The sequence below is a fragment of the Enterobacter cloacae complex sp. IR5422 genome (assembly GCF_049238165.1).
GTDB lineage: Bacteria > Pseudomonadota > Gammaproteobacteria > Enterobacterales > Enterobacteriaceae > Enterobacter > Enterobacter roggenkampii.
The window spans coordinates 58,041-84,173 of sequence record NZ_JBMKHT010000017.1 but is presented as its reverse complement, the minus strand read 5'-3'; the positions used below and the strand labels follow the sequence as shown (position 1 = coordinate 84,173).

Genomic DNA, 26,133 nt, shown 5'->3' with positions numbered 1-26,133 from the left:
GTGATCCCTTGCACAGCGGGCGTTGTAAAAGCGTTATCCCAAAGACGGGTGGCCTCTGGCTGCACGAATAAATGTTATTTGTTTGTTCAATTCAGAAAAGAAACCATAAAAACCACGGCCATAAATAAGGCGTAAATCACATTAAATAAAAGAAACCATTAAAACCATAGCTGCCATTAAAACTTCGCTTTTAATATGCCATTCCTCACATAAAGTAAGCCTTTGTGACTCTAAGCTGAACGCACAAAATAACCAAGGGGCTTATTATGAGCACAACTGACGATTCTTTCTCTGTTACCCACGACCCGATTGAAATTCAGCGGCCTTCGCTTAAAGAGCGCTGGTGGCATATTATGGATACCTGGAAAATCGGGATTATTCCTCTGCCGCTGTTCGTTCTGGCGGGCGCGCTGATCGCCATTGATTGCCTGGGCGGAAAACTGCCGAGCGATATCGTGGTGATGGTGGCGACGCTGGCCTTCTTCGGCTTTGCCTGCGGTGAGTTTGGTAAACGCCTGCCGATTGTCGGCAAGCTCGGCGCGGCGGCGATTTGCGCCACCTTTATCCCTTCCGCGCTGGTCTATTATGGCCTGCTGCCGGACGTGGTGGTCGAGTCTACGACCAAGTTCTACAAATCCACCAACATTCTCTACCTCTATATCTGCTGCATTATTGTCGGCAGCATCATGAGCATGAACCGCACGGTGCTGATTCAGGGCTTCCTGCGCATCTTCTTCCCGATGCTGTGCGGCGAAATCGTCGGCATGCTGGTGGGGATGGGCGTCGGCCTGGCGCTGGGTCTTGAGCCATTCCAGATCTTCTTCTTTATCATCCTGCCGATCATGGCGGGCGGCGTCGGGGAAGGGGCAATCCCGCTTTCCATCGGCTATGCCACCCTGCTGCATATGGACCAGGGCGTGGCGCTCGGACGCGTGCTGCCGATGGTCATGCTCGGCGGTCTGACTGCCATCATCATCTCCGGCTGCCTGAACCAGCTGGGCAAGCGTTATCCGCACCTGACCGGTGAAGGCCAGCTGATGCCTAACCGCGCCAATGCCGATGCCACCGTCTCTCAGCCTGCGTTCTCCGGCAAAGCGGATGTGACCACCATCGCCTCCGGCGCGCTGCTGGCGGTGCTGCTCTACATGCTGGGCATGCTCGGCCACAAGCTGATTGGCCTGCCTGCGCCGGTCGGCATGCTGTTTATGGCGGTGCTGGTGAAGCTTTGCAACGGTGCTTCTCCACGTCTGCTGGAAGGCTCGCAGGTGGTGTACAAATTCTTCCAGACCTCTGTGACCTACCCGATTCTCTTTGCCGTTGGCGTGGCCATCACCCCATGGCATGAACTGGTGGCCGCCTTCACGCTGACCAATCTGCTGGTGATTATCAGCACCGTCTCCGCGCTGGTGGCGACCGGGTTCTTCGTCGGCAAAAAGATTGGCATGCACCCGATTGATGTCGCCATCGTCTCCTGCTGCCAGAGCGGCCAGGGCGGTACCGGCGACGTGGCTATCCTGACCGCAGGCAACCGCATGAGCCTGATGCCGTTCGCCCAGATTGCTACCCGTATCGGCGGGGCGATTAACGTCTCCATCTCTCTGCTGATTCTGGGCAACTTCCTCGTTTAAGTTTTCAGGAAAGAACAATGAAACTCGCAAGCTTTTTATACCAGGGAAAACGCAGCTACGGCATCGTCCAGGCCGACGGCGTGATTGATTTGGGCCGCCGTCTGGGCGACCGCTACAGCGACCTTAAGGCGCTGCTGCAGGGCAACGGGCTGGCGCAGGCCACCCGCTACCTGAACGATGCCGTGGACGTGCCGATGAGCGCCATCACCTTCTTACCGGTGATTGAGCAGCCGGAAAAAATCCTCTGCGTGGGCATGAACTACGCCGACAAGCGCAAGGAGTTTGACCAGCACAACCCGGCCCCGACGCTCTTTGTTCGCTTCCCGGATTCACAGACCGGCCACAACGAGCCGGTGCTGAAGCCGCGCCACTCCAGCGAATTCGACTACGAAGGCGAGCTGGCGGTGATCATCGGTAAAGGCGGGGAGAACATCAGCCGCGACGACGCCCTGCGCCACGTGGCCGGCTACAGCTGCTACATGGACGGCTCCGCCCGCGACTGGCAGCACACCTGGTTTACCGCCGGTAAAAACTGGCGCAAAACCGGCGCGTTTGGCCCGTGGATGGCGACGGTGGACGAGATCCCCGATCCGCACCAACTGGCAATCCGCACCTGGCTGAACGGCCGCATGGTGCAGGAAGACAACACCAGCAGCATGATCCACAAGGTGGCGGAGCTGATCGAATACATCAGCACCTTCACCCGCTTGAGTCCTGGCGATGTGATCATCACCGGATCCCCGGGCGGGGTGGGTAAAAAGCGTAACCCGCCGCTGTTTATGAAAGAGGGGGATCGCATTGAGGTGGAGATCGAGCATATCGGTCATCTGAGCAACGTGATCGTGGAAGCGCCAGCCGTCGGGCTCGCGGCAGCACATTAAGTAAGGCGGCAGCATGCACTCGCAACCCATCGATTTTCGCCACACGCTGGTGGCGAAACACCCGGAACGCTTGAGTCAGATCCGTTACCTGCTGGCAGACAGCGGCCTTGGCCTGGACAACGACATCACGCTGTTCGTCGAAGCCTGGTCCGGCCCGCAGCTGGTGGGTTGCGCAGGGCTTGCCGCCAACGTCGTCAAGTGCGTGGCGGTCAACGAGCAGCTTCGCGGCGAGAACCTCAGCGCGCGGCTGCTGGCGGAGGTGCAAAATGCGGCGCTGGAGCGCGGCCATTTTCACCTCTTCCTCTGCACCCGGCCGTGCAACCGGGAGCGCTTTGCCCGCAGCGGCTTCTGGCCGATTGCCCAGAGCGGGAGCAACGCCGTGCTGATGGAGAACACCCCGCAGGGGATCGCGCGCTACTGCCGTTCTCTGCGCGCGAGCCGCAAATGTGGAGAGAAGATTGGCGCCATCGTGATGAACGCCAATCCGTTTACCCTCGGCCACCGCCATCTGGTGGAGCAGGCGGCGGCGCGGTGTGACGCCCTGCATCTGTTCGTGGTGCGTGAAGACGCGTCGTTCTTCCCGTTCAGCGCGCGTCTCGAGATGGTGCGCGCGGGCGTGGCGCACCTGCCGAACGTGGTGGTGCATGAGGGCTCGCAGTACATCATTTCCCGCGCCACGTTTCCGGCCTACTTCCTGAAGGAGACCGGCAAGGTGCAGCAGGCGTGGAGCGAGATCGACGTGCTGATCTTCCGGGACTTCATCGCCCCGGCGCTCGGCATCACGCACCGCTTCATCGGCTCGGAGCCGTTCTGCGATATCACCCGCCAGTACAACCAGACGCTGCACGATCTGCTGGCCTCGCATATCGAGGTGGTGGAAATGCCGCGCATCAAGGCCACCGGTAACGCCATATCGGCGTCCGAAGTGCGCCGCTTACTGAAGACACAGCAGTTTTCCCGGATCCGGGAGATTGTCCCGGACTCCACCTTCACGCATCTCGAAACGCATTACCGTGCGAGTGCCGAAGTCGCTTAACTACCAGGAATTTATCATGAAAATTGTAAGGGAGGCGCTGGCCGGAACGCAGGAGTCCAGCGACCTGATGGTGAAAATTGCTCCCGCTCACGGCGAGCTGGAGATCGTCATCCACAGCGAAGTGATTAAGCAGTTTGGCGAGCAGATTCGCCAGGTGGTCAACGACACATTGCGCGCCATGAACGTGCACCAGGGACTCATCATTATTGAAGACAAAGGGGCGCTGGACTGTGTGATCCGCGCCCGCCTGCAAAGCGCGCTGATGCGTGCCGCCGATGAACAGGCCATCAACTGGGGGGCGCTGAAATGAGCAAACTCCGCCGCAGCATGCTGTTCCTGCCGGGCGCTAACGCCGCCATGCTCTCCACCGCCTTTATCTACCGTCCCGACTCTATCATGTTTGACCTTGAGGACGCCGTTGCCCTGCGCGAGAAGGATACGGCGCGCATGCTGGTGTTCCACGCGCTGCAGCACCCGATGTATCAGGATATCGAAACCGTGGTGCGCATTAACCCGCTGAGCACGCCGTTTGGTCTGCTGGATCTGGAAGCCGCCGTGCGGGCCGGCGTGGACGTGATCCGTCTGCCGAAAACCGATACCCCGGACGACATTTACGAGCTGGAGGGCCACCTCGAGCGCATCGAGCAGGCGTGCGGCCGCGAGGTCGGCTCCACCCGCGTGATGGCGGCGATTGAATCGGCCATTGGCGTCATCAACGCCGTGGCGATTGCCCGCAGCTCTCCGCGCCTCATCGGCATTGCGCTGGCCGCCTTTGACTACGTGATGGATATGCAGACCGAGCGCGGCGACGGCACCGAGCTGTTCTACGCCCGCTGTGCCGTGCTGCACGCCGCCCGCGCGGCGGGTATCGACGCTTTCGACGTGGTGTGGTCAGACGTTAACGACGAGGCCGGGTTCCTGCGCGAGGTCGATCTGATCCGCAAGATGGGCTTCAACGGCAAATCGCTGATTAACCCGCGCCAGATTGACCTGCTGCACAACGCCTACGCCCCGACGCAGGAAGAGGTGGATCACGCCAGAAGGGTGATTGAGGCGGCAGAAGAGGGCGAGCGTAACGGCCTGGGCGTGGTGTCGCTCAACGGCAAAATGGTGGATGCACCGATTATTAACCACGCGCAGGTGGTGCTGGAGCGCGCGGCGGCCTCCGGCGTGCGTCGGTAAGGATAAGACAATGAATCAGACTGAACTTCTTCACGTGAATTTTCCCCATCTGCGGGGCTTAAAACCGTTTGATACCGCCCACAGCGCCACGCCGTGGCTGGCGGACAGCGACGCGAAGCACAGCCGCAAGCTGTGTGCCTCCATTGAAGAGGCGGTTAAACGCTGCGGCCTGCAGGACGGGATGACCATCTCCTTCCACCACGCGTTTCGCGAAGGCGACCGGGTGATTAACACCGTCGTGGCGCTGCTGGCGCGGATGGGCTTCAAAAACCTGACGCTGGCCTCCAGCTCGCTGATGACCTGTAACGACGCCCTGATCGAGCATATCGAAAGCGGCGTCATCACCCGGATTTACACCTCGGGCATGCGCGGCAGGCTGGCAGACGCCATCTCCCACGGGCTGATGGACGAGCCGGTGCAAATTCACTCCCACGGCGGGCGCGTGAAGCTGCTCCAGGACGGCGAGCTGAATATCGACGTGGCGTTTCTCGGCGTGCCGTGCAGCGATGCGTTTGGCAACGCTAACGGCACGCACGGTAAATCGTGCTGCGGCTCGCTGGGCTACGCCATGGTGGACGCGCACTTTGCCCGAAAGGTGGTGCTGCTGACCGAAGCGCTGGTGCCGTTCCCCAATATGCCCGCCAGCCTGGTGCAGGACCAGGTGGACTACATCGTGCAGGTGGAGAGCGTAGGCGACCCGGCGAAAATCAGCGTCGGCGCGGCGCGCGTCACCAGCAACCCGCGCGAGCTGATGATTGCCCGCTATGCGGCGGATGTGATCGAGCATTCCGGCTACTTCAAACCGGGCTTCTCGATGCAGACCGGCTCCGGCGCGGCGGCCACCGCCTGCACCCGCTTTATGGAAGAGAAGATGGAGCGCAGCGGCGTGAAGGCGCGCTTTGCGCTCGGCGGCATCACCGGCAGCCTGGTGGATCTGCACGAGAAGGGGCTCATCGAAAAGCTGCTCGATACCCAGTGCTTTGACGGTCAGGCGGCGGCCTCGCTGGCGCGTAACCCGAACCACGTGGAGATCTCCACCAACGTCTACGCCAACCCCGGCAGCAAGGCGGCAAGCTGCGACCAGCTCGACGTGGTGATCCTCAGCGCCCTGGAGATCGACGTCGAGTTCAACGTCAACGTCATCACCGGATCCGACGGCGTGATGCGCGGCGCGTCCGGCGGGCACTGCGACGTGGCCGCCGCGGCGAACCTGACCATTGTGGTCGCGCCGCTGCTACGCAGCCGCATTCCGACGGTGGTGAAGCGGGTTACCACGCGCCTTACGCCGGGGGAGAGCATCGATGTCCTGGTTACCGATCACGGCATCGCGGTCAACCCGGCGCGCCCCGAAATCCGCGAGCGGCTGCTGGAAGCCGGGCTGAAGGTTGTGGATATCAACGCGCTGTATGAACGGGCGATCTCCCTGACCGGCGTCCCGAAACCGATTGAGTTCACCGACAAAATCGTCGGGGTGATCCGCTACCGCGACGGCAGCGTGATCGACACCGTGCGACAGGTAAAGGAGGATGTATGACTTTAGCGACACCCGTGCGGGCGGGTGTCAGCCTTGACGAACTGCTGGCGGCGAAAGAGCGCCGCGCAGCGCGCCAGGCTGACATGCTTGAGCACTATCAACAACCGGTGATCTCCCTCACGCTGGTCACGCCAGGGGAAATCAAGGACAGCCTGCGCTACCGCAATACCATGGGCGTGGCGCTGCAGATGTGCGACCAGTTGCTGTGGGAAAACCGCTGGCAGGTGCTGGACCGCCAGGTGCTGTGGCTCCCGACCGGGCCCGAAGCCCTGTGGTGCGTGGCCCATCCGGCGGTGGAAATCAAAGCGCACTGTGCGGATCTGGAGCAGACGCACCCGCTCGGCAGGCTGTGGGATCTGGACGTGATCTGCCCTCAGCACGGCCACGTCGGGCGTCAGTCGCTGGGGGGGAATCTCAGGCGCTGCCTGATCTGCGACGCGCCCGCCCACGCCTGTTCCCGTTCGCGCAATCACCCCGTTGAGCAGGTGGTTTCCCGCGTGGAGAAGACGATCGATGACTGGTTTGCTCGCGACTAAACCGCGCCCGGCTGACGTGCCCGCGCTTGCCGAGGCGGCGCTGTGGCAGGAGCTGGAGCTGACGCCCAAGCCGGGGCTGGTGGACAGGCTCAACAACGGTTCCCATCGCGATATGGACCACGCGCTGTTTGTCCGCAGCATTGCGGCGATTATGCCGTGGTTTTCGCGCTTTGCCGAGCTGGGCAGCGCGCATGCGGATAAACCGGCTGGGGAACAGCTACGACTTCTCCGCCCGATGGGGCTGGCCTGCGAGCAGGCGATGTATGCTGCGACGAACGGAGTAAACACCCACAAGGGCGGCATTTTTGCCCTGGGGTTACTGTGCTTCGCCGCCGGGCGTGTGAAAAATGTCTCCGCAGAGAGCCTCTGCTGTGAGGTGAGTAACATCTGCCGCGGGCTGGTGTCGCGGGAGCTGGCCGCACGCAGCGGACAGGCGACGGCGGGCGAGCGGCAGTTTAAGCAGTACGGCTTAACCGGCGCGCGCGGTGAGGCGGAGAGCGGCTTTGCGACGGTGCGTCAGGCGCTGGCGCAGTGGAATGGACATTCACTTCACGGCCTGCTGTTGCGCCTGATGGCGGTCAATCAGGACAGCAATCTGGTATCTCGCGGCGGCATGAAGGGGCTGCGCTACGTTCAGGGCTACGCGCGTGAATTGCTGGCAAGTGGCTGGGATCGCGAGGCGCTGTTTAAGATGGATAAGGCATTGATTGAACGAAATCTGAGCCCGGGCGGCAGCGCGGATTTGCTGTCGGTGGGGTGGGTGCTTTCTGCAATAAAATAGCCGGGTGGCGGCTTCGCCTTACCCGGCCTACGGTCTGGTTTTGTAGGCCCGGTAAGCGCAGCGCCACCGGGCACAACAATCAATGCGCGATCGGCTGCGCACCGTGCGGCTCACGCACGTGCTTGTACTTGAACAGTGCGATGAACGCGAAGAACAGCACCAGCGAGTACGCCGCGAAGATCAGCCACACCGGCTGCCAGTTGGTGATGCCGTTGGTGGTGTACATCTCAACCACTTTACCGCTCACCACGCCGCCCAGAATACAGCCGAAGCCGTTGGTCATCATCAGGAACATACCCTGCGCGCTGGCGCGGATTTCAGGCTTCACCTCTTTTTCCACGAACACGGAACCCGAGATGTTGAAGAAGTCGAAGGCGCAGCCGTAAACAATCATCGACAGCACCAGCAGCACGGTGCCGAACGGGCTTGGGTCGCCGTAGGCGAACAGGCCGAAGCGCAGCATCCACGCCGCGATACTGATCAGCATGACGTTCTTGATGCCGTAGCGGCTCAGGAAGAACGGGATGGTCAGGATGAACAGCGTCTCAGAGATCTGAGAGATGGACATCATCACCGACGCATGCTCAACGATAAAGCTGCCGGAGAACAGCGGGTTGTTATCGAAGCTGTGCAGGAAGGTGTTGCCGAACATGTTGGTGATCTGCAGCTCCGCGCCCAGCAGCATGGAGAAGATGAAAAAGATCGCCATGCGTTTGTTTTTGAACAGCGCGAAGGCATCCAGGCCGAGCATGGTGCTCCAGCTCTGGTTTTTCTGCTGGTTAGACACCGGAATGGTTGGCAGCGTCAGGGTGAAGATCGCCAGCAATACGGAGAGCGCCGCACCGATATAGAGCTGCATATGGCTCAGTTCGAAGCCCGCGAAGCTTACGCCCCACATCGCCATGATAAAGCCGATGGTGCCCCAGATACGGATTGGCGGGAAATCGGTCACGATATCCATATCCGCGGACTTCAGGCGGTAGTAGGAGATGGTGTTGATCAGCCCAAGCGTTGGCATATAGGCCAGCGAGTTGAGCAGAATCACCATGAACATCGCCCCCGGCGTGGTCACCTGGGCTGCCATAAACAGCGTCCCCGCGCCCACCAGGTGGCAAAGCATGTACAGCCATTTGGCGCTTAACCATTTATCCGCCACGATCCCCAGCAGCGTTGGCATGAAGACAGCCGCAATACCGAGCGAGCTGTAGACGGCACCGATTGACGCACCATCGAACTTGAGCGTCACAAACATATAGGAGCCGAGTGTAGTCAGCCAGCTACCCCACAGGCAGAACTGCAGAAACGACAATATTTTAAGCTGCAGCTTAAGGTTCATGTTACTTTCCTCACAAGTGAGCGGGAGATATGTTGTTATAGAAACATTCAGGGTTGTTATTTGATGCAATTCTATCAGTTGGCAACGATATGTTTTGTTACCTCCCGCAAAAAAATGCAATCCACATTAATTTGCAGTTTGGATTGTGATGCAAATAACATTTTCGTATGGGTGGGGGGAAGCAGAACACCTTCTCCTTGCAGGAGAAGGTGTGCGGATCACCGGCGACGGTAGTTCTTCTGCGCCGTATTCACCTTATACAGATAACGACGGGATTCCGCGGACGGGTGGCGGGTGGTCAGGGTGGCGTAGACATCCCCCGGCGCCATGCTGTTGATGATGTTTGCGGCCTGCACTTTGTCATTTGAGAAGACGCGCAGCACGCTGCCCGCGCCGCCGTTATAGGCGGTGATCACCGCATAGCGACGCGACGTCGGGTTGTCGATGCCGCCGAGGTAGACATTGTTCAGCATCGCCAGATAGGCCGTGCCGGTATCAATGTTGCTCTGCGGGTCGAACAGATAGCTGCGGCTCGGCGTGCCGGATTTGCCCTGCGCGCGGAACACGTCTTTACCGGCGCTGTGCTGCACCACCTGCATCAGCCCCAGGGCGTCGGAACGGCTTACCGCATACGGGTTAAACGAGGATTCGGTCTGCATAATCGCCAGGATCAGCGACTCATCCACGCCGTATTTACGCGAGGCCTGACGCACCATGCCCAGATACTTATGCGCACGCTTGTCGAGGTGGTTCGGGACGAGGTTGATGGTGACGCTGTAGATAATCTTCAGACCGTTAGAGCGGCTCTTCAGGCGCGTCTGCAGCAGGTAATCGGCAAATTTCGTGGCGCGACCTTCCCAGCGGATCGGCTGGCCGGTCTGATCGACGACCTGACCGTACAGGAACGGCTCTTTCGAGATGGTGATATCGTCGGCATCGGAGTAGAGATCGATAGAGCCCGGATCGTCACCCATCAGCAGGGTTTTGATAATGGCCTGACGGAGTCGAGCCGCAGGGTCCGTGCCTGCGATGGTCTCAATCGTGATCGTCCCCTCATCAAAGTTGATGTGGCTACGGGTCAGATAGGCGTCGGTGTACTTAACGTAGTCCTTAGGTCCGGCAATAAGAACTTCGTTAAATCCCCATATGTTCTCGATGTTGTGGGCAAACTGCCCCATCAAAATGTCAAAACCGTTGGTGTCCTTGATCCAGGCTTCGTTGTAATCATCGCCTTTTTTTGACGAACACGAGACAAGCAACGGCGCAACAAGGGCTAGCGCTAAAAGTTTTTTCATCATTCCGGGAGTGCGTGTTGTGTTTGCTTAGTCGTTGCTTTCGCCGGGTGGCGCTGCGCTTACCCGGCCTACAAAACCGTAGGCCCGTGCAAGCGAAGCGCCGCCGGGCAACAGCCGCTCGATGTTATTTTTCCGGTGGCGTATAGCCTTCGATGTGTACGTCTTTACCTTCGAACAGGAAGCTCACCATCTCCTGCTCCAGCAGCTTGCGGTGTTCCGGGTTCATCATGCTGAGTTTCTTCTCGTTGATCAGCATGGTCTGCTTTTTCTGCCACTGTCCCCAGGCTTCTTTGGAGATTTCATTGTAGATGCGTTTACCCAGCTCGCCCGGATAAAGCTGGAAATCCTGGCCCTCAGCGTCACGCTGCAGGAAAGTACAAAAAATCGTTCTGGCCATACTCATTCCTCTTTTTCTTGTCGATGCTAAACCATTGCACCGGCACGTAATTGCTGTAACAGGCGCTCCACGGGAGCCGCCAGCCCGACTGATGGCGGTTGCGCTAAGTTATACCAGAGAGCGGTGCCTTCATCCATGCACGAGGCGACGGAGGACACGGGAAGCCACATCGGCACAATATCCAGATGGAAATGGCTGAAGGTGTGGCGAAACGCGGTCAGCTGCGTCAGGTTATCGGCAGCAATCCCGCGCTGTTTAAGCCATTCACGCAGCAAGTCTTCATCTTCAAACTGTGGGAAGCAGTATAGACCACCCCACAGACCGCTCGGCGGACGCTGGGCGAGGAAGACCTCATCGCCGTGCTGCATCAGCAGCATATAGCCGGTGCGCTCCGGCAGCGTCTGTTTGGGTTTCTTGCCCGGATACTGCGCCCAGGAATGGTTGGCATACGCCACGCAGAGGTTATTCACCGGGCAGAGTTCGCATTTGGGTTTTGAGCGCGTGCAGACCATGGCGCCGAGATCCATCATCGCCTGGTTGAAACGCTCGACGCCGTTGGCTGGGGTAACCGCTTCACTGATTTCCCAAAGGCGTTTTTCAACATCCTTCTTCCCCGGCCAGCCGTCAACGGCATAGCAGCGTGCCAGCACGCGCTTCACGTTGCCGTCGAGGATCGGGAAATGCTTGCCTAAAGACAGGGAGAGAATAGCGCCTGCGGTTGAGCGTCCCACGCCGGGGAGATCGGCCACCTCATCGAAGGTTTCCGGGAATTTCCCGTTGTGGCGCGTCGCGACCTGCTGTGCGGCCTTGTGCAGGTTGCGCGCGCGGGCGTAATAGCCCAGCCCGGTCCACAGGTGCAGGACCTCGTCCAGCGGGGCATTGGCCAGATCGGTCACCGTCGGGAAGCGCGCCATAAAACGCTCGAAGTAAGGGATCACCGTGGCGACCTGCGTTTGTTGCAACATCACCTCGGAGAGCCATACTTTGTACGGCGTTTTTTCAATTTGCCAGGGCAGGGTTTTACGCCCGTATTTGTCGTACCAGTCCAGCACCTGGGCTGAAAATTGAGAGGCTTGCATGGTCATCGATTCGCATAATCAGGGACGCAGATTGCAGCACAGCGTCAATCTGCTGTAAACCGGATCTTTCCCATGCTTGCATAGAAGCCTTAACTTTGGATAATGCCCGTTTCCCGAACATTCTCACAAGCAGACAACTCTTTTATGAAAAACGACGTCATTTCACCGGAATTTGATGAAAACGGTCGCCCGCTGCGCCGTATTCGCAGCTTTGTCCGTCGTCAGGGCCGCCTGACAAAAGGTCAGCAACACGCGCTGGACAACTACTGGCCGGTGATGGGCGTTGAGTTCAGCGAGCAGCCTCTGGATTTTGCCGAGCTGTTTGGCCGCGACGCGCCGGTCACGCTGGAAATTGGCTTCGGTATGGGCGCCTCGCTGGTGACCATGGCGAAAGCGCGCCCGGAGCAGAACTTCCTTGGTATCGAAGTGCATTCGCCGGGCGTGGGCGCATGTCTGGCAACGGCCCATGAAGAGGGCGTTGAGAACCTGCGCGTGATGTGTCACGACGCGGTGGAAGTGCTGCACAAAATGATTCCTGACAATTCTTTAACCATGGTTCAGCTCTTTTTCCCTGACCCGTGGCATAAAGCGCGTCATAATAAACGCCGTATCGTTCAGGCGCCGTTTGCCGAGCTGGTTAAAAGCAAGCTGAAGCTGGGCGGTGTCTTCCATATGGCGACCGACTGGGAACCGTATGCGGAACATATGCTGGAAGTGATGTCGTCGCTCGACGGTTACAAAAACCAGTCTGCGAGCAACGACTATGTACCGCGTCCGGAATCGCGTCCGGTAACGAAATTTGAACAGCGTGGCCATCGTCTTGGTCACGGTGTATGGGACTTAATGTTCGAGAGGGTGAAATAATGGCAAAGAATCGTAGCCGTCGTCTGCGTAAAAAGATGCACATCGAAGAATTCCAGGAAGTGGGCTTCTCCGTTGCGTGGCGTTTCCCGGAAGGCACCAGCGTTGAGCAGATCGATCAGGACGTGGATGCGTTCATCAACGAGGTGATCGAGCCAAACAAACTGGCCTTCGACGGTAGCGGCTATCTGGCCTGGGAAGGTCTGATCTGCACCCAGGAAGTGGGTAAATGCACCGAAGAACATCAGGCTCTGGTCCGTAAATGGCTTGAAGACCACAAGCTCGAAGATGTCCGCGTCAGCGAACTTTTCGACGTTTGGTGGGACTAATTAAGCAGTAAGGGGCCAGCATTAGCTGGCCCGTTTTGTCTGAGGGAGTGTTTAAGATGCGCAAAACGTTGCTGGCAGTTGCTTTGATGGCAACCGGATTCACCGCCCATGCGGATTATCAATGTAGCGTCACCCCGCGTGATGACGTGGTGTTAAGCCCGCAAACCGTGCAGGTCAAAGGCGAGAACGGCAATCTGGTAATTACGCCAGAAGGGAACGTCACCTATAACGGCAAACAGTACAACCTGACTGCCGCACAGCGCGAGCAGGCGAAAGACTACCAGTCCGAATTGCGTACCGCGCTGCCGTGGATTAATGAAGGTGCCCTGACGCGCGTCGAAAAGAGCCGCGTGGCGCTGGATAAGATCATCACCAAAGAGGTGGGGGAGAGCAGCAACATGCGCACCCGCCTGACGAAGCTGGACAAGCAGCTTAAAGAACAGATGAACCGCATTATCGAGACGCGCTCCGACGGCCTGACGTTCCACTATAAGGCGATCGATCAGGTTCGTGCTGACGGGCAGCAGCTGGTGAACCAGGCGATGGGCGGCATCCTGCAGGACAGCATCAACGAGATGGGTGCCAAAGCGGTGCTGAAAGGCGGCGGTAACCCGCTGCAGGGCGTGCTGGGCAGTCTGGGCGGCCTGCAAACCTCCATTCAGAACGAGTGGAAAAACCAGGAAGATGATTTCCAGCAGTTCGGCAAAGACGTGTGTAAGCGCGTGGTGTCGCTGGAAGATAGCCGGAAGGCGCTGGTGGGGACGCTGAAGTAAGGTCCCCTAACCCTAACCCTCTCCCTTTTATTAGGGTGTACGGTCCGGGGACATGGTAGACAGGTGTTCGGGGACATGGTGAACACTTTTTAACATCCTTTACCCATGGTGATCGACTGTTTCTTCAGGTCGATCATCTCCACACTCTGCCAGCCTTTCCCTCAGCCGGCAGAACGGGATGCAAAATCCTGAATCAGCCTTCAGCTTCTTCGGCGAGGAACAGCTCAAGAAGGGAATTGAGGAACAGTTTGCCGTGCTCGGTGATCTGCCAGTATTCCGCACATTCCGTGAGATACCCCTGCGCCAGCGCTTCGTCGATCTGCGGGCGAATCACCGACTCCGGCAGCCCGGTGTACAGCGCAAACTCAGCGCGCGGCGCGGCTTCCAGCAGACGGAAGCGGTTCATAAAGAACTCAAACGGCTTATCCGCCGCCTCGACGTCGTGCTGACGCTCCAGGTAGCGGCCTTCCATATACCCGCGAGGGTGGCGGGTTTTGGCAGTACGCAGAATACGCCCGTCCGGGAAGGTCACCTTGCCGTGCGCGCCGCAGCCGATGCCGAGATAGTCGCCAAAGCGCCAGTAGTTCAGGTTGTGCTGACACTGGTAGCCCGGCTTTGCATATGCCGACGTTTCGTACTGCTGATAGCCCGCCGCGGTTAACAGCTGGTGACCCTGCTCGAAGATATCCCACAGCGCGTCGTCATCCGGCAGCACCGGCGGACGCGAGCCAAACAGGGTGTTGGGCTCGATGGTGAGTTGGTACCACGACAGATGAGGGGGATTCAGCGCAATGGCCTGGCGCAAATCGTCCAGCGCCTCTTCCAGAGACTGATCCGGCAGGCCGTGCATCAGATCCAGGTTAAAGCTGCGCAGGCCCAGGCCGGTCGCCAGGTTTGCCGCGCGCTTCGCCTCTTCCGGGCCGTGAATACGCCCCAGGCGCTTCAGCTTCGGCTCGCTAAAGCTCTGCACGCCGATGGAGATGCGGTTCACGCCCGCGCGCTGATAGTCGACAAAACGGTCGGCTTCAACGGTGCCGGGGTTGGCTTCCATCGTAATTTCAGCATCCGCTGCCAGGTTCAGGCGCACGCGCACGCCGTCCAGCAGCGTTTGCATCGCCGGGCCTGACAGTAGGCTCGGCGTACCGCCACCAATGAAAATGGTCTTAACTTCACGTCCCTGTGCGTAAGGTACATCGGCATCCAGGTCGGCCAGCAGATGCGCAACGTAGTCATCGTGCGGCACTTCGCCCTTAAGCGCGTGCGAGTTGAAATCGCAGTACGGGCATTTTTGCACGCACCACGGGATGTGAATATAAAGACTCAGAGGCGGCAAATTAGCCATTACGCAGTGCTTCCAGTAACAGTTTCAGCGCGCGTCCGCGGTGGGATATCGCGCTTTTTTCTTCGCGGGTCAGTTCCGCAGCGGTTTTGCCCTCGGAAGGGACAAAGAAAATCGGGTCATAGCCAAAGCCGCCTTTGCCCGCCGCTTCACGGGTAATCACGCCCGGCCAGCTGCCGTGGCAGACGATCGGCGTCGGGTCTTCCGCGTGACGCAGATAGACCAGCACGCAGTGGAACTGCGCGGTGCGCTGTTCGTCCGGGACGTCTTTCAGGGCGACAAGCAGCTTTTCCAGATTCTGCTGGTCGGTAGCGTCAACGCCGGAATAGCGGGCAGAGTAGATCCCCGGCGCGCCGCCGAGGGCGTCTACGGCCAGGCCGGAGTCGTCGGCAATCGCGGGGAGGCCAGTTACCTGCGCAGCGTGGCGCGCTTTAATGATCGCGTTTTCGATAAACGTCAGCCCCGTCTCTTCGGCGGAATCCACGCCAAGATCGGTCTGGGCGACCACGTCCAGACCAAAATCATTTAATAGCGAGGCCAGCTCGCGCACTTTACCGGCGTTGCCGGTCGCGAGAACAACTTTCTGCATGGTTTAGTCCTGTTCTGTCAGAGCCGCGACTTCCGTCGGGATAGATTGCGGATTAAGGATTTTTACCTGTTTATGTCGCCCCAGTTCGCCTTTTTCAATGATGACCTGGCTTTTGGCGACGCGAAACTGTTTTGCCAGATATTTGGTCAGATGCGCGTTCGCCTGGCCGTCAACCGGCGGGGCAGTGATGGCGACTTTTAACTCGTCGCCATGCAGTCCAACAATACCGTCACGGCTGGCTTTCGGCTGAATATACAGCCGTAAAACCAGCCCGTCAGCGCAGGTACTTACGGCACTCATAGCGCCATCCACAGCCCCGGCAGCAGCATATCGCCCGTGGACTGCAGCAGTTCAGCGACCCCCATGTTGATCACATAGAGCAGCAGAACCAGGATCATCGGCGAAAAATCGATGCCGCCCATAGACGGAAGCAGGTTACGGATCGGGCGCAGCAGCGGCTCGGTCAGCTGAATCAAGGCGTACTCCACCGGGCTACGGCCCTGGCTCACCCAGCTCATGATCGCCATGACCAGCAGCACCCAGAAGATCAGCAGACCGATGGTTTTGATCAAAATCAGGACGGCGACAATCCAGATAATCGGCTGGAAGGTGAAGACCATAAACAGCACAATCGCTTTGATAACGCTCAGAATAAACGCCACCAGCAGAGACGAACTGTCGATGGGCCCCATGGCCGGGATAATACGGCGCAGCGGTCCGACAACAGGCTGCGTGATTTTCACGACAAACTGCGAGAACGGATTGTAAAAATCACAGCGGGCCCACTGCATCCAGACGCGCAGCAAAAGCGCCATCGTGTACAGCTCAATGACCGTTGAGAGCAGGAAAGTCAACGTCTTCATGGCGTTCCTCAGGTTTCCTTATTATTTTGAGTAGTCGCGCGCACCGAAAATTGCCGTGCCGATGCGCACCATCGTGCTGCCTGCCGCAATGGCGGCTTCCATATCATCCGACATGCCCAGAGAAAGCGTGTCTACCGTGTTATAGCGCGCTTTAAGCGCCTCAAATGCTACAGCCATTTGCTGTGCCACGGCAAACTGCCTTTCATAACTTGACTCAGGCGCCGGGATTGCCATCAAACCACGCAGGCTTAAGCGCGGCAGTTCGGCCACCTCGGCTGCCAGCGCATCCAGCTCGCTCAGCGCAATACCGGACTTGCTGTTTTCATCGCTGATGTTGATTTGAATCAGCACGTTAAGCGCTGGCATCTCTGCCGGACGCTGGTCGTTCAGGCGTGTAGCAATGCGCAGACGGTCAACGGTATGGCACCAGTCGAAGTGCTCCGCCACCAGACGGCTTTTGTTCGACTGCAGTGGGCCGATAAAGTGCCACTGCAGATCCGTCTTCCCCTGTTCCTGGAAGTAGCGAATTTTATCCACGCCTTCCTGGACGTAGTTTTCACCAAACGCCCGCTGGCCTGCGTCAATGGCTTCTGCGATGGCGCTCGCAGGCTTGGTTTTGCTGACTGCAAGCAGCGTAATTTCTTCTGAAGCCCGGCCGCAACGCGTTGCGGCGGCTGAGATTTTGTCCCGGACCTGTGCCAGGTTATGCGCAATGTCGTTCATTTTCCGAGGAGTAGTCTATGGATGTGGAAGAAATTGTGGCCCTTAGTGTAAAGCATAACGTCTCCGATCTACACCTGTGCAGTGATTCGCCACCCCGCTGGCGCAGAACCGGCCGCCTTGAACCGGCACCGTTTCCTCCTCCCGACGTCGGGGCGTTGTTAAAAGCGTGGCTCAACGATGAGCAGCAGGGGATATGGTGGGCCAGCGGGCAGGTGGATTTTGCCGCGACGGTGGCGGGAGGCCAGCGCCTGCGCGGCAGTGCCTTTAAGCAGATGCGCGGAGTCTCTGTGACGCTGCGGCTGTTGCCGCGTACCTGTCCGCAGCTCGCTTCGCTGGGCGCGCCGAGGGTTATCCCGGAACTGTTAACCAATGCGTCCGGGTTGATTCTGGTGACGGGGGCGACCGGCAGCGGCAAATCCACGACGCTGGCGGCGATGGTCGATTTTCTCAACCACCATACTGACGGCCATATTCTCACGCTCGAAGATCCGGTGGAGTTTATCTATCAGAGCGCACGTTGCCTGATCCAGCAGCGGGAGATCGGCCAGCACAGCCCGTCATTTGCCGATGCGCTGCGCAGTGCCTTACGCCAGGATCCGGACGTGATTTTACTGGGAGAGCTGCGCGACAGCGAAACGATCCGCCTGGCGCTAACGGCAGCGGAGACCGGGCACCTGGTGCTGGCGACGCTGCATACGCGCGGGGCATCGCAGGCGATTGAGCGGCTGGTCGATACGTTCCCGGCGCAGGAGAAAGATCCGGTGCGTAACCAGCTGGCCGGCAGCCTGCGGGCGGTGCTGGCGCAGAAGCTGGTTCCTGACTTACAGGACGGGCGCGTCGCGCTGTATGAGCTGCTGGTGAATACCGCGGCGGCGGCAAATCTGATACGAGAAGGAAAAACGTGGCAGCTGCCCGGCATTATTCAAACCGGACAGCAGGCAGGCATGCAGAATTTTGACCAAAGCCTGGCGGAGAGACGGGCGCAGGGGCGGCTGTAGGCCCCTGTGCTTAAAAGCCCTGCTCGAAATAGCTTTCGAGGATGATGACGGCAGAAGCGGAGTCCACGCTGCCTTTATTGAGCGCCCGGAAGCCACCGTGCTCAAACAGACCCGCACGCGCTTCGACGGTGCTGAGACGCTCGTCGTGCAGCTTCACGGAGACACCAAAGCGACCATGGATTTTATTGGCGAACTTACGCGCCCGGGCAGTCAGCGGCTGTTCGGTACCGTCCATGTTGAGCGGTAATCCGACAATCACGTCATCCGGCTGCCACTCTTTGAGCAGACGCTCAATGAGGTTCCAGTCCGGCGTACCGTCGTTGGCCTTCAGGGCGGTAAGCGGACGCGCGGTACCGGTGATGCGCTGCCCCACGGCGACGCCGATGCTTTTGGTGCCAAAATCGAAGGCCAGAAGCGTTCCGCTCATCAGGCGTGCCCCGCTACGCCAGGCATGGTCAGGATATCAATGCCAATCAACTTCGCCGCGTCGCGCCAGCGATCGGCAATCGGCGTTTTAAACAGGATATTCATGTCCGCAGGGGCGGTGAGCCAGGCGTTATCGAGGATCTCCTGCTCAAGCTGGCCTTTCTCCCACGACGAATAGCCCAGCGCCACCAGCACTTCAGAAGGCTGCTCTGCGGTGCCCAGCGTTTCGAGCACGTCACGTGAGGTGGTGATGACGGTGTTATCCGAAATTCGAATACTGGAAGAGAACACCGGCGGCGTATGCAGGATAAAGCCGCGATCTTCTGCAAGAGGTCCACCCAGCATCACGGGCTTATCAAGCCGGATCTCCGGCAGTCGGGCTTCAGCCGGGATTTTCAGCTTGTCCAGAATCCCTTCAACCTGAAGATTTTCCAGCGGTTTATTAATGATAATACCCATCGCGCCGTCTTCATTGTATTCACAAATATAAACCACGGCGCGGCGAAAAATCGGGTCCTGGAGAGCAGGCATGGCAATAAGAAAGTGATGCTGTAAATTCATTGTCAGAGGTACTGTTTCCTGGTTTAAAAAGCGACAGCGACCAGTATGCGGAGAAACCCGGGCGCTGTCACTCATTGGTGGGTTATTTCTGCAGGCGTTTTTCGATGGCGTCCATCAGCATTCCGGTGATCGAGACCGGGAATTCCGCTTCAATTTCACGAATGCAGGTCGGGCTGGTGACGTTCACTTCGGTCAGACGATCGCCGATGATATCCAGTCCGACGAAGATCAGGCCTTTGGCTTTCAGCGTCGGGCCTACGCGGCGGGCAATTTCCCAGTCGCTTTCGGTCAACGGGCGCGGCTCACCGCGACCGCCGGCCGCCAGGTTACCACGGGTTTCGCCACCCTGCGGGATACGCGCCAGGCAGTAAGGGACCGGTTCGCCATCCACCACCAGCACGCGTTTGTCGCCGTCCTTGATCGCCGGAATATAGTTCTGTGCCATGCAGTAACGGGTGCCCAGTTCGGTCAGGGTTTCGGCAATCACGCCAATGTTCGGGTCGCCTTCTTTCACGCGGAAAATCGACGCGCCGCCCATGCCGTCCAGCGGCTTCATGATGATGTCGCCGTGCTTCTGCCAGAATGCTTTCAACTGGGCTTTGCTGCGGGTCACCAGGGTTTCTGGCGTCAGGTCAGAGAACCAGGCGGTATAGAGCTTCTCGTTACAGTCGCGCAGGCTCTGCGGTTTGTTAACGATCAGCGTGCCTTTCTCTTCTGCACGTTCAAGGATATAGGTGCAGTAAATGTACTCGGTGTCGAATGGCGGATCTTTACGCATCAGAATGACGTTGAGATCGGCCAGGGCAATGTCCTGCTCTGTGCCAAATTCATACCATTTGTCGTAGTTCTGCTCGACGTTAACGATGCGGGTGCGGGCGCGGGCTTCACCGTTGATCAGGTAAAGATCGTTCATCTCCATATAGTGGAGTTCATAGCCGCGACGCTGCGCTTCCAGCAGCATGGCGAAGCTGGAATCTTTCTTGATGTTGATGTTTGCGATGGGGTCCATCACGATGCCGAGCTTGATCATCTTTCTCTCCAATAATGCGTCAACCCAGATCGCCAAACCGTACCTGTAGCGCGGTAATGGCCGTGAGTGCCGTTGTCTCAGTGCGCAGAACGCGAGGTCCCAACAGAATATCAGTAAACTGGTAACGTGCCGTCATCGCAATTTCGTCCGCCGACAGGCCGCCTTCAGGGCCAATCAGCAGGCGAACGCGCTCAACGGGCTGCGGCAGCGTATTGATGCTGGCGCTGGCGCGCGGATGAAGATTGAGCTTCAGCCCACTGTCCTCTTCTGCACACCACTCCTCCAGATCCATCGCCGGGCGGATCTCCGGAATACGGTTGCGGCCACTCTGTTCGCAAGCCGCGATGGCAATTTTCTGCCACTGCTGGATCTTTTTGTTCAGACGTTCCGCATCCAGTTTAACGCCACAGCGCTCAGAAAAAAGTGGCGTAATGAGGCTTACACCCAGTTCAATGGATTTCTGAATCGTGAACTCCATTTTCTCGCCGCGCGACATCACCTGGCCCAGATGGATATGCAGCGGTGATTCCCGGTCATCCACTTCACCGCGCAGGACATTCACGTGTACGCTTTTTTTATCCGCCCTCGTGATTTCCGCGTCGAAAACCTGGTTAGAGCCGTCGAACAATTGTATTGCCTGGCCGGCGCCCATGCGCAGCACGCGGCCAACGTGGTTGGCGGCGTCATCAGACAGGGCGATTTCACGGCCTGCGGTAATCAGTTCAGGATGGTAAATGCGGGGAATGCGCATAGTCAGAAATTCCATGTGTCATGCGATATAAGCGAATTGCCGTAGTGTAGGTTAGCTCTTTTGCGCCTGGCAAGCCCGCTGGACATAAGGGTTGTGATTCCCCTGGACTCTGGCGATACGCTCGTCGCGCTGGCATTCCCACTCCGTCACCGGGTACTGCTTGTCCCAGGCGTTGAACAACTGGGTCTGCTGGCGGGAGAGGTTGAGATCGTAACGGTCACGCATATAGAAATAGGTGCGGGCAATGCTGCCGCGCGCGCGGGCAGGGGGCTCGGCGACTTTCTCTTTAAAATCAATCTTCATACCGCACTGGCCGTACTGACCTTCGCCACCGTTCCACTGGCTGTACATGAAGTTGCCGCGATCGCCGTTCACTTCGCCCACCGCGGGCTGCAGGTTATGCATGTCGCTTTCCATCTGGCGGTAAACCGGATCTTTGGCGCAGTTTTTACGTCCACCATCCTGCCAGCACTGGCGCTGGTGGCCAAACTGCCATGCCGGAACGACATGTTCCCATTCAATACGGCTGGCGCGGTTTTCGTTTTTACGCACCTTGTAGCCGCAGGACTCAAGGTCAACGACCCCTTTTTTACCCTGCCAGTTAATTTTACAGCCGCAGTAGAAATCGCCCGGTACGTCAGCGTTGACCTTTACACCGGCCGCTTTGGCCTGAGAGAAACTGTTGATACCGTCGGCCAGGGCGTGGCCTGAGAGCGCCGTCGTCAGAAAGGCGACCGCGAGAGAAAAATTACGGGACATCTTACACTCCGTGTCAAAACGAGCCCGCAACGTAACGAATGTTGTTCCTGTATGCAATCAGTCAGATCAGGAAAGTTCCTGAACGTTCAGATAATTATTCCGCCACCAGCGGCTCGCCGCATTTCACGCAGCGGTAGGTTGCCTCGCCGCGCACCACGCGATTATGGCGGCGGACGGTAAGCTGATGTTGCTGACACTGGCAGCGGTAGGGGAAGGTATTGCGGCGCACCGATTCCAGCTCGAACTGATGGGTTCTGCGCGCCGGAACGCCGAGCACCGCTTCCATCATCCACTTCCACTCCTTGCCGTGGGGGGCGACGCGTCCGAAGTGTTTCCACACCAGCAGGTGCGCCAGCTCGTGCGGCACCACCTCATCAATAAATGCCTGCTGGTTTTCCATCATCAGAACCGGGTTCAGGCGGATCTCATAGGATTCCAGCCAGGCGGTACCGGCCGAGGTGCCACGCTGCTGGTAGACGAGTTTGGGTTCAGGGTAATTGCGACCAAGCTTCAGGTTCGCCTGGGCGAGTTTTTCCCGCAGGCTGCGCATAACGGCTTGCTGAATGGCGATGGGGAGACGGGGAGCTTTCATAGGGGCAGAGCATAAAGCGGGAAGCGGGGAGGCGCAAGAGGCGCCTCCCGCAAGAGGATCAGTCGTGAGCGCCGATTTCGCGCAGCGGGCGACCTTTCATCAGGTTACGTTCAATATGTTCCAGCGAAACGTGTTTGGTTTCCGGAACCAGCCAGATAGTCAGCACAATAAAGAAGATGTTCAGACCGGCGTAGACCCAGAAGGTATTGGCATTACCCAGAGTGTTGAGCATGGTCAGGAACGTTGCGCCGACGATCATGTTGGCAATCCAGTTGGTTGCGGTAGAGCAGGTGATACCAAAATCACGCCCCTTCAGCGGCTGGATCTCAGAGCACAGCACCCAGATCAGCGGCCCGGCGCTCATCGCAAACCCGACGATAAACATCAGCAGCATGCCTACCGCAAAGTACTGGGCGGTTGGGGAGTGAATGCCCAGATGCATCATGGTACCGAGGACGCCCATACCGGCCGCCATCACCAGGAAGCCCAGCGTCAGGGTTGGCTTACGTCCCCAGCGGTCCACCAGACCGATGGCGATAAAGGTCGCCAGCACGTTGGTCAGACCCACGATGACGGTCCCCCACATCTGCTCGGTGGTGTTGGTATAACCCGCCAGCTCAAAGATTTTGGGCGCGTAGTACATGATGACGTTCATCCCGGTGAACTGCTGCATCACCTGGAGCAGCACGCCGAGGAACACCGCCCGGCGGAAGTTGCTGTTCTCTTTAAACAGCGCCCAGCCGGACTGTTTGACCTTCAGGCTTTCGCGGATCTCTTCCAGCTCGTTTTTCGCCTCTGCGCTGGTATCACGCAGGCGCATCAGCACGCGTTCGGCATCGTGGAAGCGACGTTTTGCAGCAAACCAGCGAGGGCTGTCCGGCAGGAAGAAGACGCCAATCAGCAGCAGAACTGCAGGGATGATGATCACGCCGAGCATCCAGCGCCATGCGCCGCTGTAGCTAAACGCGGTATCGGAAAGGTATGCACCGAGAATACCGATGGTGATCATCAGCTGGTACATCGAAATCATACTGCCGCGGATTTTCTCCGGCGCGATTTCAGACAGGTAGAGCGGGGCGGTATAGGACGCCACGCCCACGGCCAGACCGAGCAGCACGCGGGAAACCAGCAGAACCTCAACGTTAGGCGCTGCGGCAGAGAAGAGTGAGCCGGCCACGAACAGGATCGCGCCAATCATCAGGCTCTTTTTACGTCCGAGTTTGAAGGAGAGCCAGCCGCTGCCGACGGCCCCAACGGCCGCACCGAACATCATGGAGCTGACCACCCATTCCTGGGTGTGAGCGCTAATCTGGAACTCGTCAGTGATGAAAGGTAATGCACCGGCAATCACGCCGATATCCAGGCCAAAAAGTAATCCTGCCAGGGCGGCGAGGAAACAGACGAAGAATGTCATCGCCTTGTTGGACGTACGCCCCTGTTTTTTATTGTCAGGCATTATGCCCTCCAGTTGGGTTATCAGTTTTATTGATAGTAAGGGTAGGTGAGCGACCCGTAAAAATATGTGAGATTAATCACATAGGTGTAATCGGTTACACTCGTGTGCAACCGTAAATAAAATTAAAGCTTTGAAAATATAGAGGTAAATGAAGTGAGGCGCATCGCGAAAGGAGATATTTCAGACTTAACTGAAAGGGAATGTAACAGCAGAAGAATGGCGATCATGCAAAGAGAATAGTCTGAAAGCGGAGGGTTACCGGTGCGGTGTAATCGGTTCCAAAGGGTACACCTTTCAGCCGGGTGGCGGCTGCGCCTTACCCGGCCTACAAATGCCCAAAACCCGTAGGCCCGTGCAAGCGAAGCGCCGCCGGGCAAGGATGATCGCACAAATGCAAAAGGCCAGCCCGAAGGCTGGCCTTTTAAAAGCGATGTCAGTCGATTACTTGAGACCGGCAGCTTCACGCAGCAGGGCGGCTTTGTCGGTTTTTTCCCATGGGAAATGTTCACGACCAAAATGACCGTATGCAGCGGTTTCTTTGTAGATTGGGTGCAGCAGATCCAGCATCTGTATCAGGCCGTATGGACGCAGGTCGAAGAACTCGCGCACCAGCAGGGTCAGCTGTTCTGAAGGCACTTTCTCGGTACCAAAGGTTTCCACCATGATGGAGGTGGGTTCAGCCACGCCGATGGCGTAGGAAACCTGAATCTCACAGCGGTCAGCCAGGCCGGCAGCCACGATGTTTTTCGCCACATAACGTGCCGCGTACGCTGCAGAACGGTCCACTTTTGATGGATCTTTACCGGAGAATGCACCGCCACCGTGACGCGCCATGCCGCCGTAGGTATCAACGATGATTTTACGACCGGTCAGGCCGCAGTCACCCATTGGGCCGCCGATAACAAAGCGTCCGGTCGGGTTGATGAAGAATTTGGTGGCGCTGCTCAGCCATTCGGTTGGCAGAACCGGCTTGATGATCTCTTCCATCACTGCTTCCTGCAGGGATTTCTGATCGATATCTTCGGCATGCTGGGTAGACAGAACCACCGCGTCAATACCGACAATTTTACCGTCGTCGTACTGGAAGGTGACCTGACTCTTCGCATCCGGGCGCAGCCACGGCAGGGTGCCGTTTTTACGCACTTCAGCCTGACGCTGCACCAGACGGTGTGCGTAGGTGACCGGCGCTGGCATCAGCACGTCGGTTTCGTTGGTTGCATAGCCGAACATCAGGCCCTGGTCGCCCGCGCCCTGTTCCAGCGGATCGGCACGGTCAACGCCCTGGTTGATGTCTGGAGACTGTTTGCCAATTGCGCTCAGTACCGCGCAGGAGTTGGCATCAAAGCCCATATCAGAATGCACATAACCGATCTCACGCACCGTGTTACGGGTGATCTCTTCGATATCAACCCATGCGCTGGTGGTGATCTCACCGCCAACCAGAACCATGCCGGTTTTGACATAGGTTTCACACGCGACGCGTGCTTTTGGATCCTGCGCGAGGATCGCATCCAGCACCGCATCGGAGATTTGGTCAGCAATTTTATCAGGATGTCCTTCTGATACGGACTCGGACGTAAACAGGTGTTTTGCCATGTTTTATTTCACCTAAGAGGAATTTGGTTAGCTCAAGCTGCTGTGTGGAATAGCCAAAGGAGATAATTCTACCAAGGCCTGCAGGTTTTTGACACTGGCAGTATGAGTGTTAATCAGTATAGATGGATTAACATCTGGATGGCTATTTTAGGTCACTTCTTCACCCGATTTCCAGTTTTTTTTGACTCATCTCTCACTCAGTTGAAATTGGTGCTGGCAAAAATTCCTGACGGTGCTGGCAACACGCGCATTTTTGTTTTGCTTTTTAGCCCCCTTCTCGGTATAAAACGCGGCGCGCGGCTCATATAAAATAAGCGCTCGATGAACTCATCGTGTCGCCACTTCCAGCCGGGTAAAGCAGTGAACTTTTAGCTTTGGCTTGGGGTCCGTTTCAGCAGAGGCGGCCGTGGAGGTGATACGAGATAATGAACCATCGTTTTCCGCTAATTCAGCGCAGCCGTTCTGGCGCGCATTTGATTCCCGCAACCCGCATTTCTAGTCTGCAAACCTGCCGATGTTATACCCATCTCGGCGCTTCTCAGGATTCCAGGGCCGGTCACGCTTTGTGAAAACTGAACAAGGGCGCTCTTGTTAATACAAGAGTTTTCTCGTGGTTTCGCCGAACCTTGTCATACAGAGTTCGGATACGTGTTTTACAATGATATGAATAAGAAACCGGTCGCACGGTCTGGATTTCAGCATACTCTGCTGGGAAACGGAGCCGTTTATGGGTTGTTATCGCCGTATAACGCTGCGATAGTAGTCAACTGTTTTACACTTAATACAAAGAGTTGAGGTTCGC

Annotated in this window: 32 protein-coding genes; 15 read left to right on the top strand and 17 right to left on the bottom strand. The window is 57.9% G+C overall.

Annotation, left to right across the window (positions count from 1 at the left end; genetic code table 11):
- The first annotated feature begins 266 nt into the window (after window positions 1-266).
- Genes ACOTXT_RS10855 through citG form a run of 8 tightly spaced genes read left to right on the top strand, consistent with a single transcriptional unit; the run spans window position 267 to window position 7,578 of the window.
- Window positions 267-1,628: a 2-hydroxycarboxylate transporter family protein gene (locus tag ACOTXT_RS10855; protein ID WP_021242090.1), complete on the top strand. Its 1,362-nt coding sequence runs from the start codon at window positions 267-269 to the stop codon at window positions 1,626-1,628.
- Between the two features lie 17 nt (window positions 1,629-1,645).
- A complete protein-coding gene (locus tag ACOTXT_RS10850) occupies window positions 1,646-2,509 on the top strand; it encodes a fumarylacetoacetate hydrolase family protein (protein ID WP_333164694.1) in 864 nt (287 codons plus the stop codon).
- Between the two features lie 13 nt (window positions 2,510-2,522).
- Complete coding sequence (citC, locus tag ACOTXT_RS10845) at window positions 2,523-3,545, top strand: [citrate (pro-3S)-lyase] ligase (RefSeq protein ID WP_333164691.1); 1,023 nt, start codon at window positions 2,523-2,525, stop codon at window positions 3,543-3,545.
- Window positions 3,546-3,561: 16 nt separating this feature from the next.
- The gene (gene citD / locus ACOTXT_RS10840) at window positions 3,562-3,855 is read left to right on the top strand and encodes a citrate lyase acyl carrier protein (protein WP_008499773.1); all 294 of its coding nucleotides are present in this window, start codon (window positions 3,562-3,564) and stop codon (window positions 3,853-3,855) included.
- On the top strand, window positions 3,852-4,727 hold the full coding sequence (gene citE, locus ACOTXT_RS10835) for a citrate (pro-3S)-lyase subunit beta (protein WP_023326048.1): 876 nt from the start codon (window positions 3,852-3,854) through the stop codon (window positions 4,725-4,727). The genes citD and citE overlap by 4 nt, the downstream gene beginning before the upstream one ends.
- Window positions 4,728-4,737: 10 nt before the next feature.
- On the top strand, window positions 4,738-6,261 hold the full coding sequence (gene citF, locus ACOTXT_RS10830) for a citrate lyase subunit alpha (protein ID WP_333164688.1): 1,524 nt from the start codon (window positions 4,738-4,740) through the stop codon (window positions 6,259-6,261).
- The gene (citX, locus tag ACOTXT_RS10825) at window positions 6,258-6,797 is read left to right on the top strand and encodes a citrate lyase holo-[acyl-carrier protein] synthase (RefSeq protein WP_032664362.1); all 540 of its coding nucleotides are present in this window, start codon (window positions 6,258-6,260) and stop codon (window positions 6,795-6,797) included. The genes citF and citX overlap by 4 nt, the downstream gene beginning before the upstream one ends.
- Complete coding sequence (gene citG, locus ACOTXT_RS10820; RefSeq protein WP_333164685.1) at window positions 6,775-7,578, top strand: triphosphoribosyl-dephospho-CoA synthase CitG; 804 nt, start codon at window positions 6,775-6,777, stop codon at window positions 7,576-7,578. The genes citX and citG overlap by 23 nt, the downstream gene beginning before the upstream one ends.
- A gap of 79 nt (window positions 7,579-7,657) precedes the next feature.
- Here the strand turns inward: citG and ACOTXT_RS10815 are convergent, their stop codons facing one another.
- The 4 genes from ACOTXT_RS10815 to mutY form a co-directional block, all read right to left on the bottom strand.
- Window positions 7,658-8,914, bottom strand: coding sequence for a nucleoside permease (locus tag ACOTXT_RS10815; protein WP_008499767.1), 1,257 nt, complete (start codon window positions 8,912-8,914; stop codon window positions 7,658-7,660).
- Between the two features lie 218 nt (window positions 8,915-9,132).
- Window positions 9,133-10,209 carry a membrane-bound lytic murein transglycosylase MltC gene (gene mltC, locus ACOTXT_RS10810; RefSeq protein WP_021242082.1) on the bottom strand — a complete coding sequence of 359 codons (1,077 nt, stop codon included), beginning with the start codon at window positions 10,207-10,209 and terminating at the stop codon, window positions 9,133-9,135.
- Window positions 10,210-10,333: 124 nt separating this feature from the next.
- Entirely contained in the window at window positions 10,334-10,606 is a 273-nt protein-coding gene (locus ACOTXT_RS10805) for an oxidative damage protection protein (RefSeq protein ID WP_008499765.1), read from the bottom strand.
- A 26-nt stretch (window positions 10,607-10,632) separates the two neighbouring features.
- Window positions 10,633-11,685: an A/G-specific adenine glycosylase gene (gene mutY, locus ACOTXT_RS10800; RefSeq protein ID WP_169809165.1), complete on the bottom strand. Its 1,053-nt coding sequence runs from the start codon at window positions 11,683-11,685 to the stop codon at window positions 10,633-10,635.
- A 144-nt stretch (window positions 11,686-11,829) separates the two neighbouring features.
- Here mutY and trmB point away from each other — a divergent pair, with 144 nt between their 5' ends.
- From trmB to ACOTXT_RS10785, 3 genes are read left to right on the top strand one after another with little or no spacing between them, the layout of a single operon-like run.
- On the top strand, window positions 11,830-12,549 hold the full coding sequence (gene trmB / locus ACOTXT_RS10795) for a tRNA (guanosine(46)-N7)-methyltransferase TrmB (RefSeq protein ID WP_025912470.1): 720 nt from the start codon (window positions 11,830-11,832) through the stop codon (window positions 12,547-12,549).
- A complete protein-coding gene (locus ACOTXT_RS10790; protein ID WP_003862421.1) occupies window positions 12,549-12,875 on the top strand; it encodes a YggL family protein in 327 nt (108 codons plus the stop codon). The genes trmB and ACOTXT_RS10790 overlap by 1 nt, the downstream gene beginning before the upstream one ends.
- Before the next feature lie 56 nt (window positions 12,876-12,931).
- On the top strand, window positions 12,932-13,648 hold the full coding sequence (locus ACOTXT_RS10785) for a DUF2884 domain-containing protein (RefSeq protein ID WP_008499762.1): 717 nt from the start codon (window positions 12,932-12,934) through the stop codon (window positions 13,646-13,648).
- A 193-nt stretch (window positions 13,649-13,841) separates the two neighbouring features.
- Here ACOTXT_RS10785 and hemW read toward each other — a convergent pair whose 3' ends face one another.
- The 5 genes from hemW to ACOTXT_RS10760 are packed head-to-tail and all read right to left on the bottom strand — an operon-like array spanning window position 13,842 to window position 17,162.
- Window positions 13,842-14,990 carry a radical SAM family heme chaperone HemW gene (hemW, locus tag ACOTXT_RS10780; protein WP_055322224.1) on the bottom strand — a complete coding sequence of 383 codons (1,149 nt, stop codon included), beginning with the start codon at window positions 14,988-14,990 and terminating at the stop codon, window positions 13,842-13,844.
- Window positions 14,983-15,576 carry an XTP/dITP diphosphatase gene (locus tag ACOTXT_RS10775; RefSeq protein WP_032653325.1) on the bottom strand — a complete coding sequence of 198 codons (594 nt, stop codon included), beginning with the start codon at window positions 15,574-15,576 and terminating at the stop codon, window positions 14,983-14,985. The genes hemW and ACOTXT_RS10775 overlap by 8 nt, the downstream gene beginning before the upstream one ends.
- Before the next feature lie 3 nt (window positions 15,577-15,579).
- Window positions 15,580-15,876 carry a DUF167 family protein YggU gene (gene yggU, locus ACOTXT_RS10770; RefSeq protein WP_008499758.1) on the bottom strand — a complete coding sequence of 99 codons (297 nt, stop codon included), beginning with the start codon at window positions 15,874-15,876 and terminating at the stop codon, window positions 15,580-15,582.
- A complete protein-coding gene (locus tag ACOTXT_RS10765; RefSeq protein ID WP_008499757.1) occupies window positions 15,873-16,439 on the bottom strand; it encodes a YggT family protein in 567 nt (188 codons plus the stop codon). The genes yggU and ACOTXT_RS10765 overlap by 4 nt, the downstream gene beginning before the upstream one ends.
- 21 nt (window positions 16,440-16,460) lie before the next feature.
- Window positions 16,461-17,162 carry a YggS family pyridoxal phosphate-dependent enzyme gene (locus ACOTXT_RS10760; protein ID WP_008499756.1) on the bottom strand — a complete coding sequence of 234 codons (702 nt, stop codon included), beginning with the start codon at window positions 17,160-17,162 and terminating at the stop codon, window positions 16,461-16,463.
- Between the two features lie 17 nt (window positions 17,163-17,179).
- Between ACOTXT_RS10760 and ACOTXT_RS10755 the strand changes: the two genes are divergently transcribed.
- Complete coding sequence (locus ACOTXT_RS10755) at window positions 17,180-18,160, top strand: type IV pilus twitching motility protein PilT (RefSeq protein ID WP_055322223.1); 981 nt, start codon at window positions 17,180-17,182, stop codon at window positions 18,158-18,160.
- A 10-nt stretch (window positions 18,161-18,170) separates the two neighbouring features.
- On the opposite strand, the gene ruvX is transcribed toward ACOTXT_RS10755, so the two are convergent.
- The 8 genes from ruvX to metK all read right to left on the bottom strand — a co-directional run bounded on the left by ruvX (window position 18,171) and on the right by metK (window position 25,331).
- The gene (gene ruvX, locus ACOTXT_RS10750; RefSeq protein ID WP_021242076.1) at window positions 18,171-18,587 is read right to left on the bottom strand and encodes a Holliday junction resolvase RuvX; all 417 of its coding nucleotides are present in this window, start codon (window positions 18,585-18,587) and stop codon (window positions 18,171-18,173) included.
- Complete coding sequence (locus ACOTXT_RS10745; protein ID WP_008499752.1) at window positions 18,587-19,147, bottom strand: YqgE/AlgH family protein; 561 nt, start codon at window positions 19,145-19,147, stop codon at window positions 18,587-18,589. Before ACOTXT_RS10745 ends, ruvX begins: the two co-directional genes overlap by 1 nt.
- An 82-nt stretch (window positions 19,148-19,229) precedes the next feature.
- Window positions 19,230-20,177, bottom strand: a complete 948-nt coding sequence (gshB, locus tag ACOTXT_RS10740; protein ID WP_008499751.1) for a glutathione synthase — start codon at window positions 20,175-20,177, stop codon at window positions 19,230-19,232.
- A gap of 19 nt (window positions 20,178-20,196) precedes the next feature.
- Window positions 20,197-20,928 (bottom strand): 16S rRNA (uracil(1498)-N(3))-methyltransferase, encoded by a 732-nt coding sequence (gene rsmE, locus ACOTXT_RS10735; protein ID WP_055322222.1) that lies wholly within the window; start codon window positions 20,926-20,928, stop codon window positions 20,197-20,199.
- Window positions 20,929-20,979: 51 nt separating this feature from the next.
- Window positions 20,980-21,687, bottom strand: coding sequence for a deoxyribonuclease I (gene endA, locus ACOTXT_RS10730; protein WP_021242074.1), 708 nt, complete (start codon window positions 21,685-21,687; stop codon window positions 20,980-20,982).
- A gap of 94 nt (window positions 21,688-21,781) precedes the next feature.
- Window positions 21,782-22,279, bottom strand: coding sequence for a SprT family zinc-dependent metalloprotease (locus ACOTXT_RS10725; protein WP_021242073.1), 498 nt, complete (start codon window positions 22,277-22,279; stop codon window positions 21,782-21,784).
- 58 nt (window positions 22,280-22,337) lie between these two features.
- Complete coding sequence (gene galP / locus ACOTXT_RS10720; RefSeq protein WP_055322221.1) at window positions 22,338-23,735, bottom strand: galactose/proton symporter; 1,398 nt, start codon at window positions 23,733-23,735, stop codon at window positions 22,338-22,340.
- 441 nt (window positions 23,736-24,176) lie between these two features.
- Window positions 24,177-25,331 (bottom strand): methionine adenosyltransferase, encoded by a 1,155-nt coding sequence (gene metK, locus ACOTXT_RS10715; protein WP_008499745.1) that lies wholly within the window; start codon window positions 25,329-25,331, stop codon window positions 24,177-24,179.
- A 138-nt stretch (window positions 25,332-25,469) separates the two neighbouring features.
- Here metK and ACOTXT_RS10710 point away from each other — a divergent pair, with 138 nt between their 5' ends.
- The 3 genes from ACOTXT_RS10710 to yqgB all read left to right on the top strand — a co-directional run bounded on the left by ACOTXT_RS10710 (window position 25,470) and on the right by yqgB (window position 26,126).
- On the top strand, window positions 25,470-25,640 hold the full coding sequence (locus tag ACOTXT_RS10710) for a hypothetical protein (protein WP_044597671.1): 171 nt from the start codon (window positions 25,470-25,472) through the stop codon (window positions 25,638-25,640).
- A gap of 116 nt (window positions 25,641-25,756) precedes the next feature.
- Complete coding sequence (locus ACOTXT_RS10705) at window positions 25,757-25,900, top strand: hypothetical protein (RefSeq protein WP_418250466.1); 144 nt, start codon at window positions 25,757-25,759, stop codon at window positions 25,898-25,900.
- A gap of 94 nt (window positions 25,901-25,994) precedes the next feature.
- Window positions 25,995-26,126: an acid stress response protein YqgB gene (yqgB, locus tag ACOTXT_RS10700; protein ID WP_127312443.1), complete on the top strand. Its 132-nt coding sequence runs from the start codon at window positions 25,995-25,997 to the stop codon at window positions 26,124-26,126.
- Window positions 26,127-26,133: the final 7 nt, after the last annotated feature.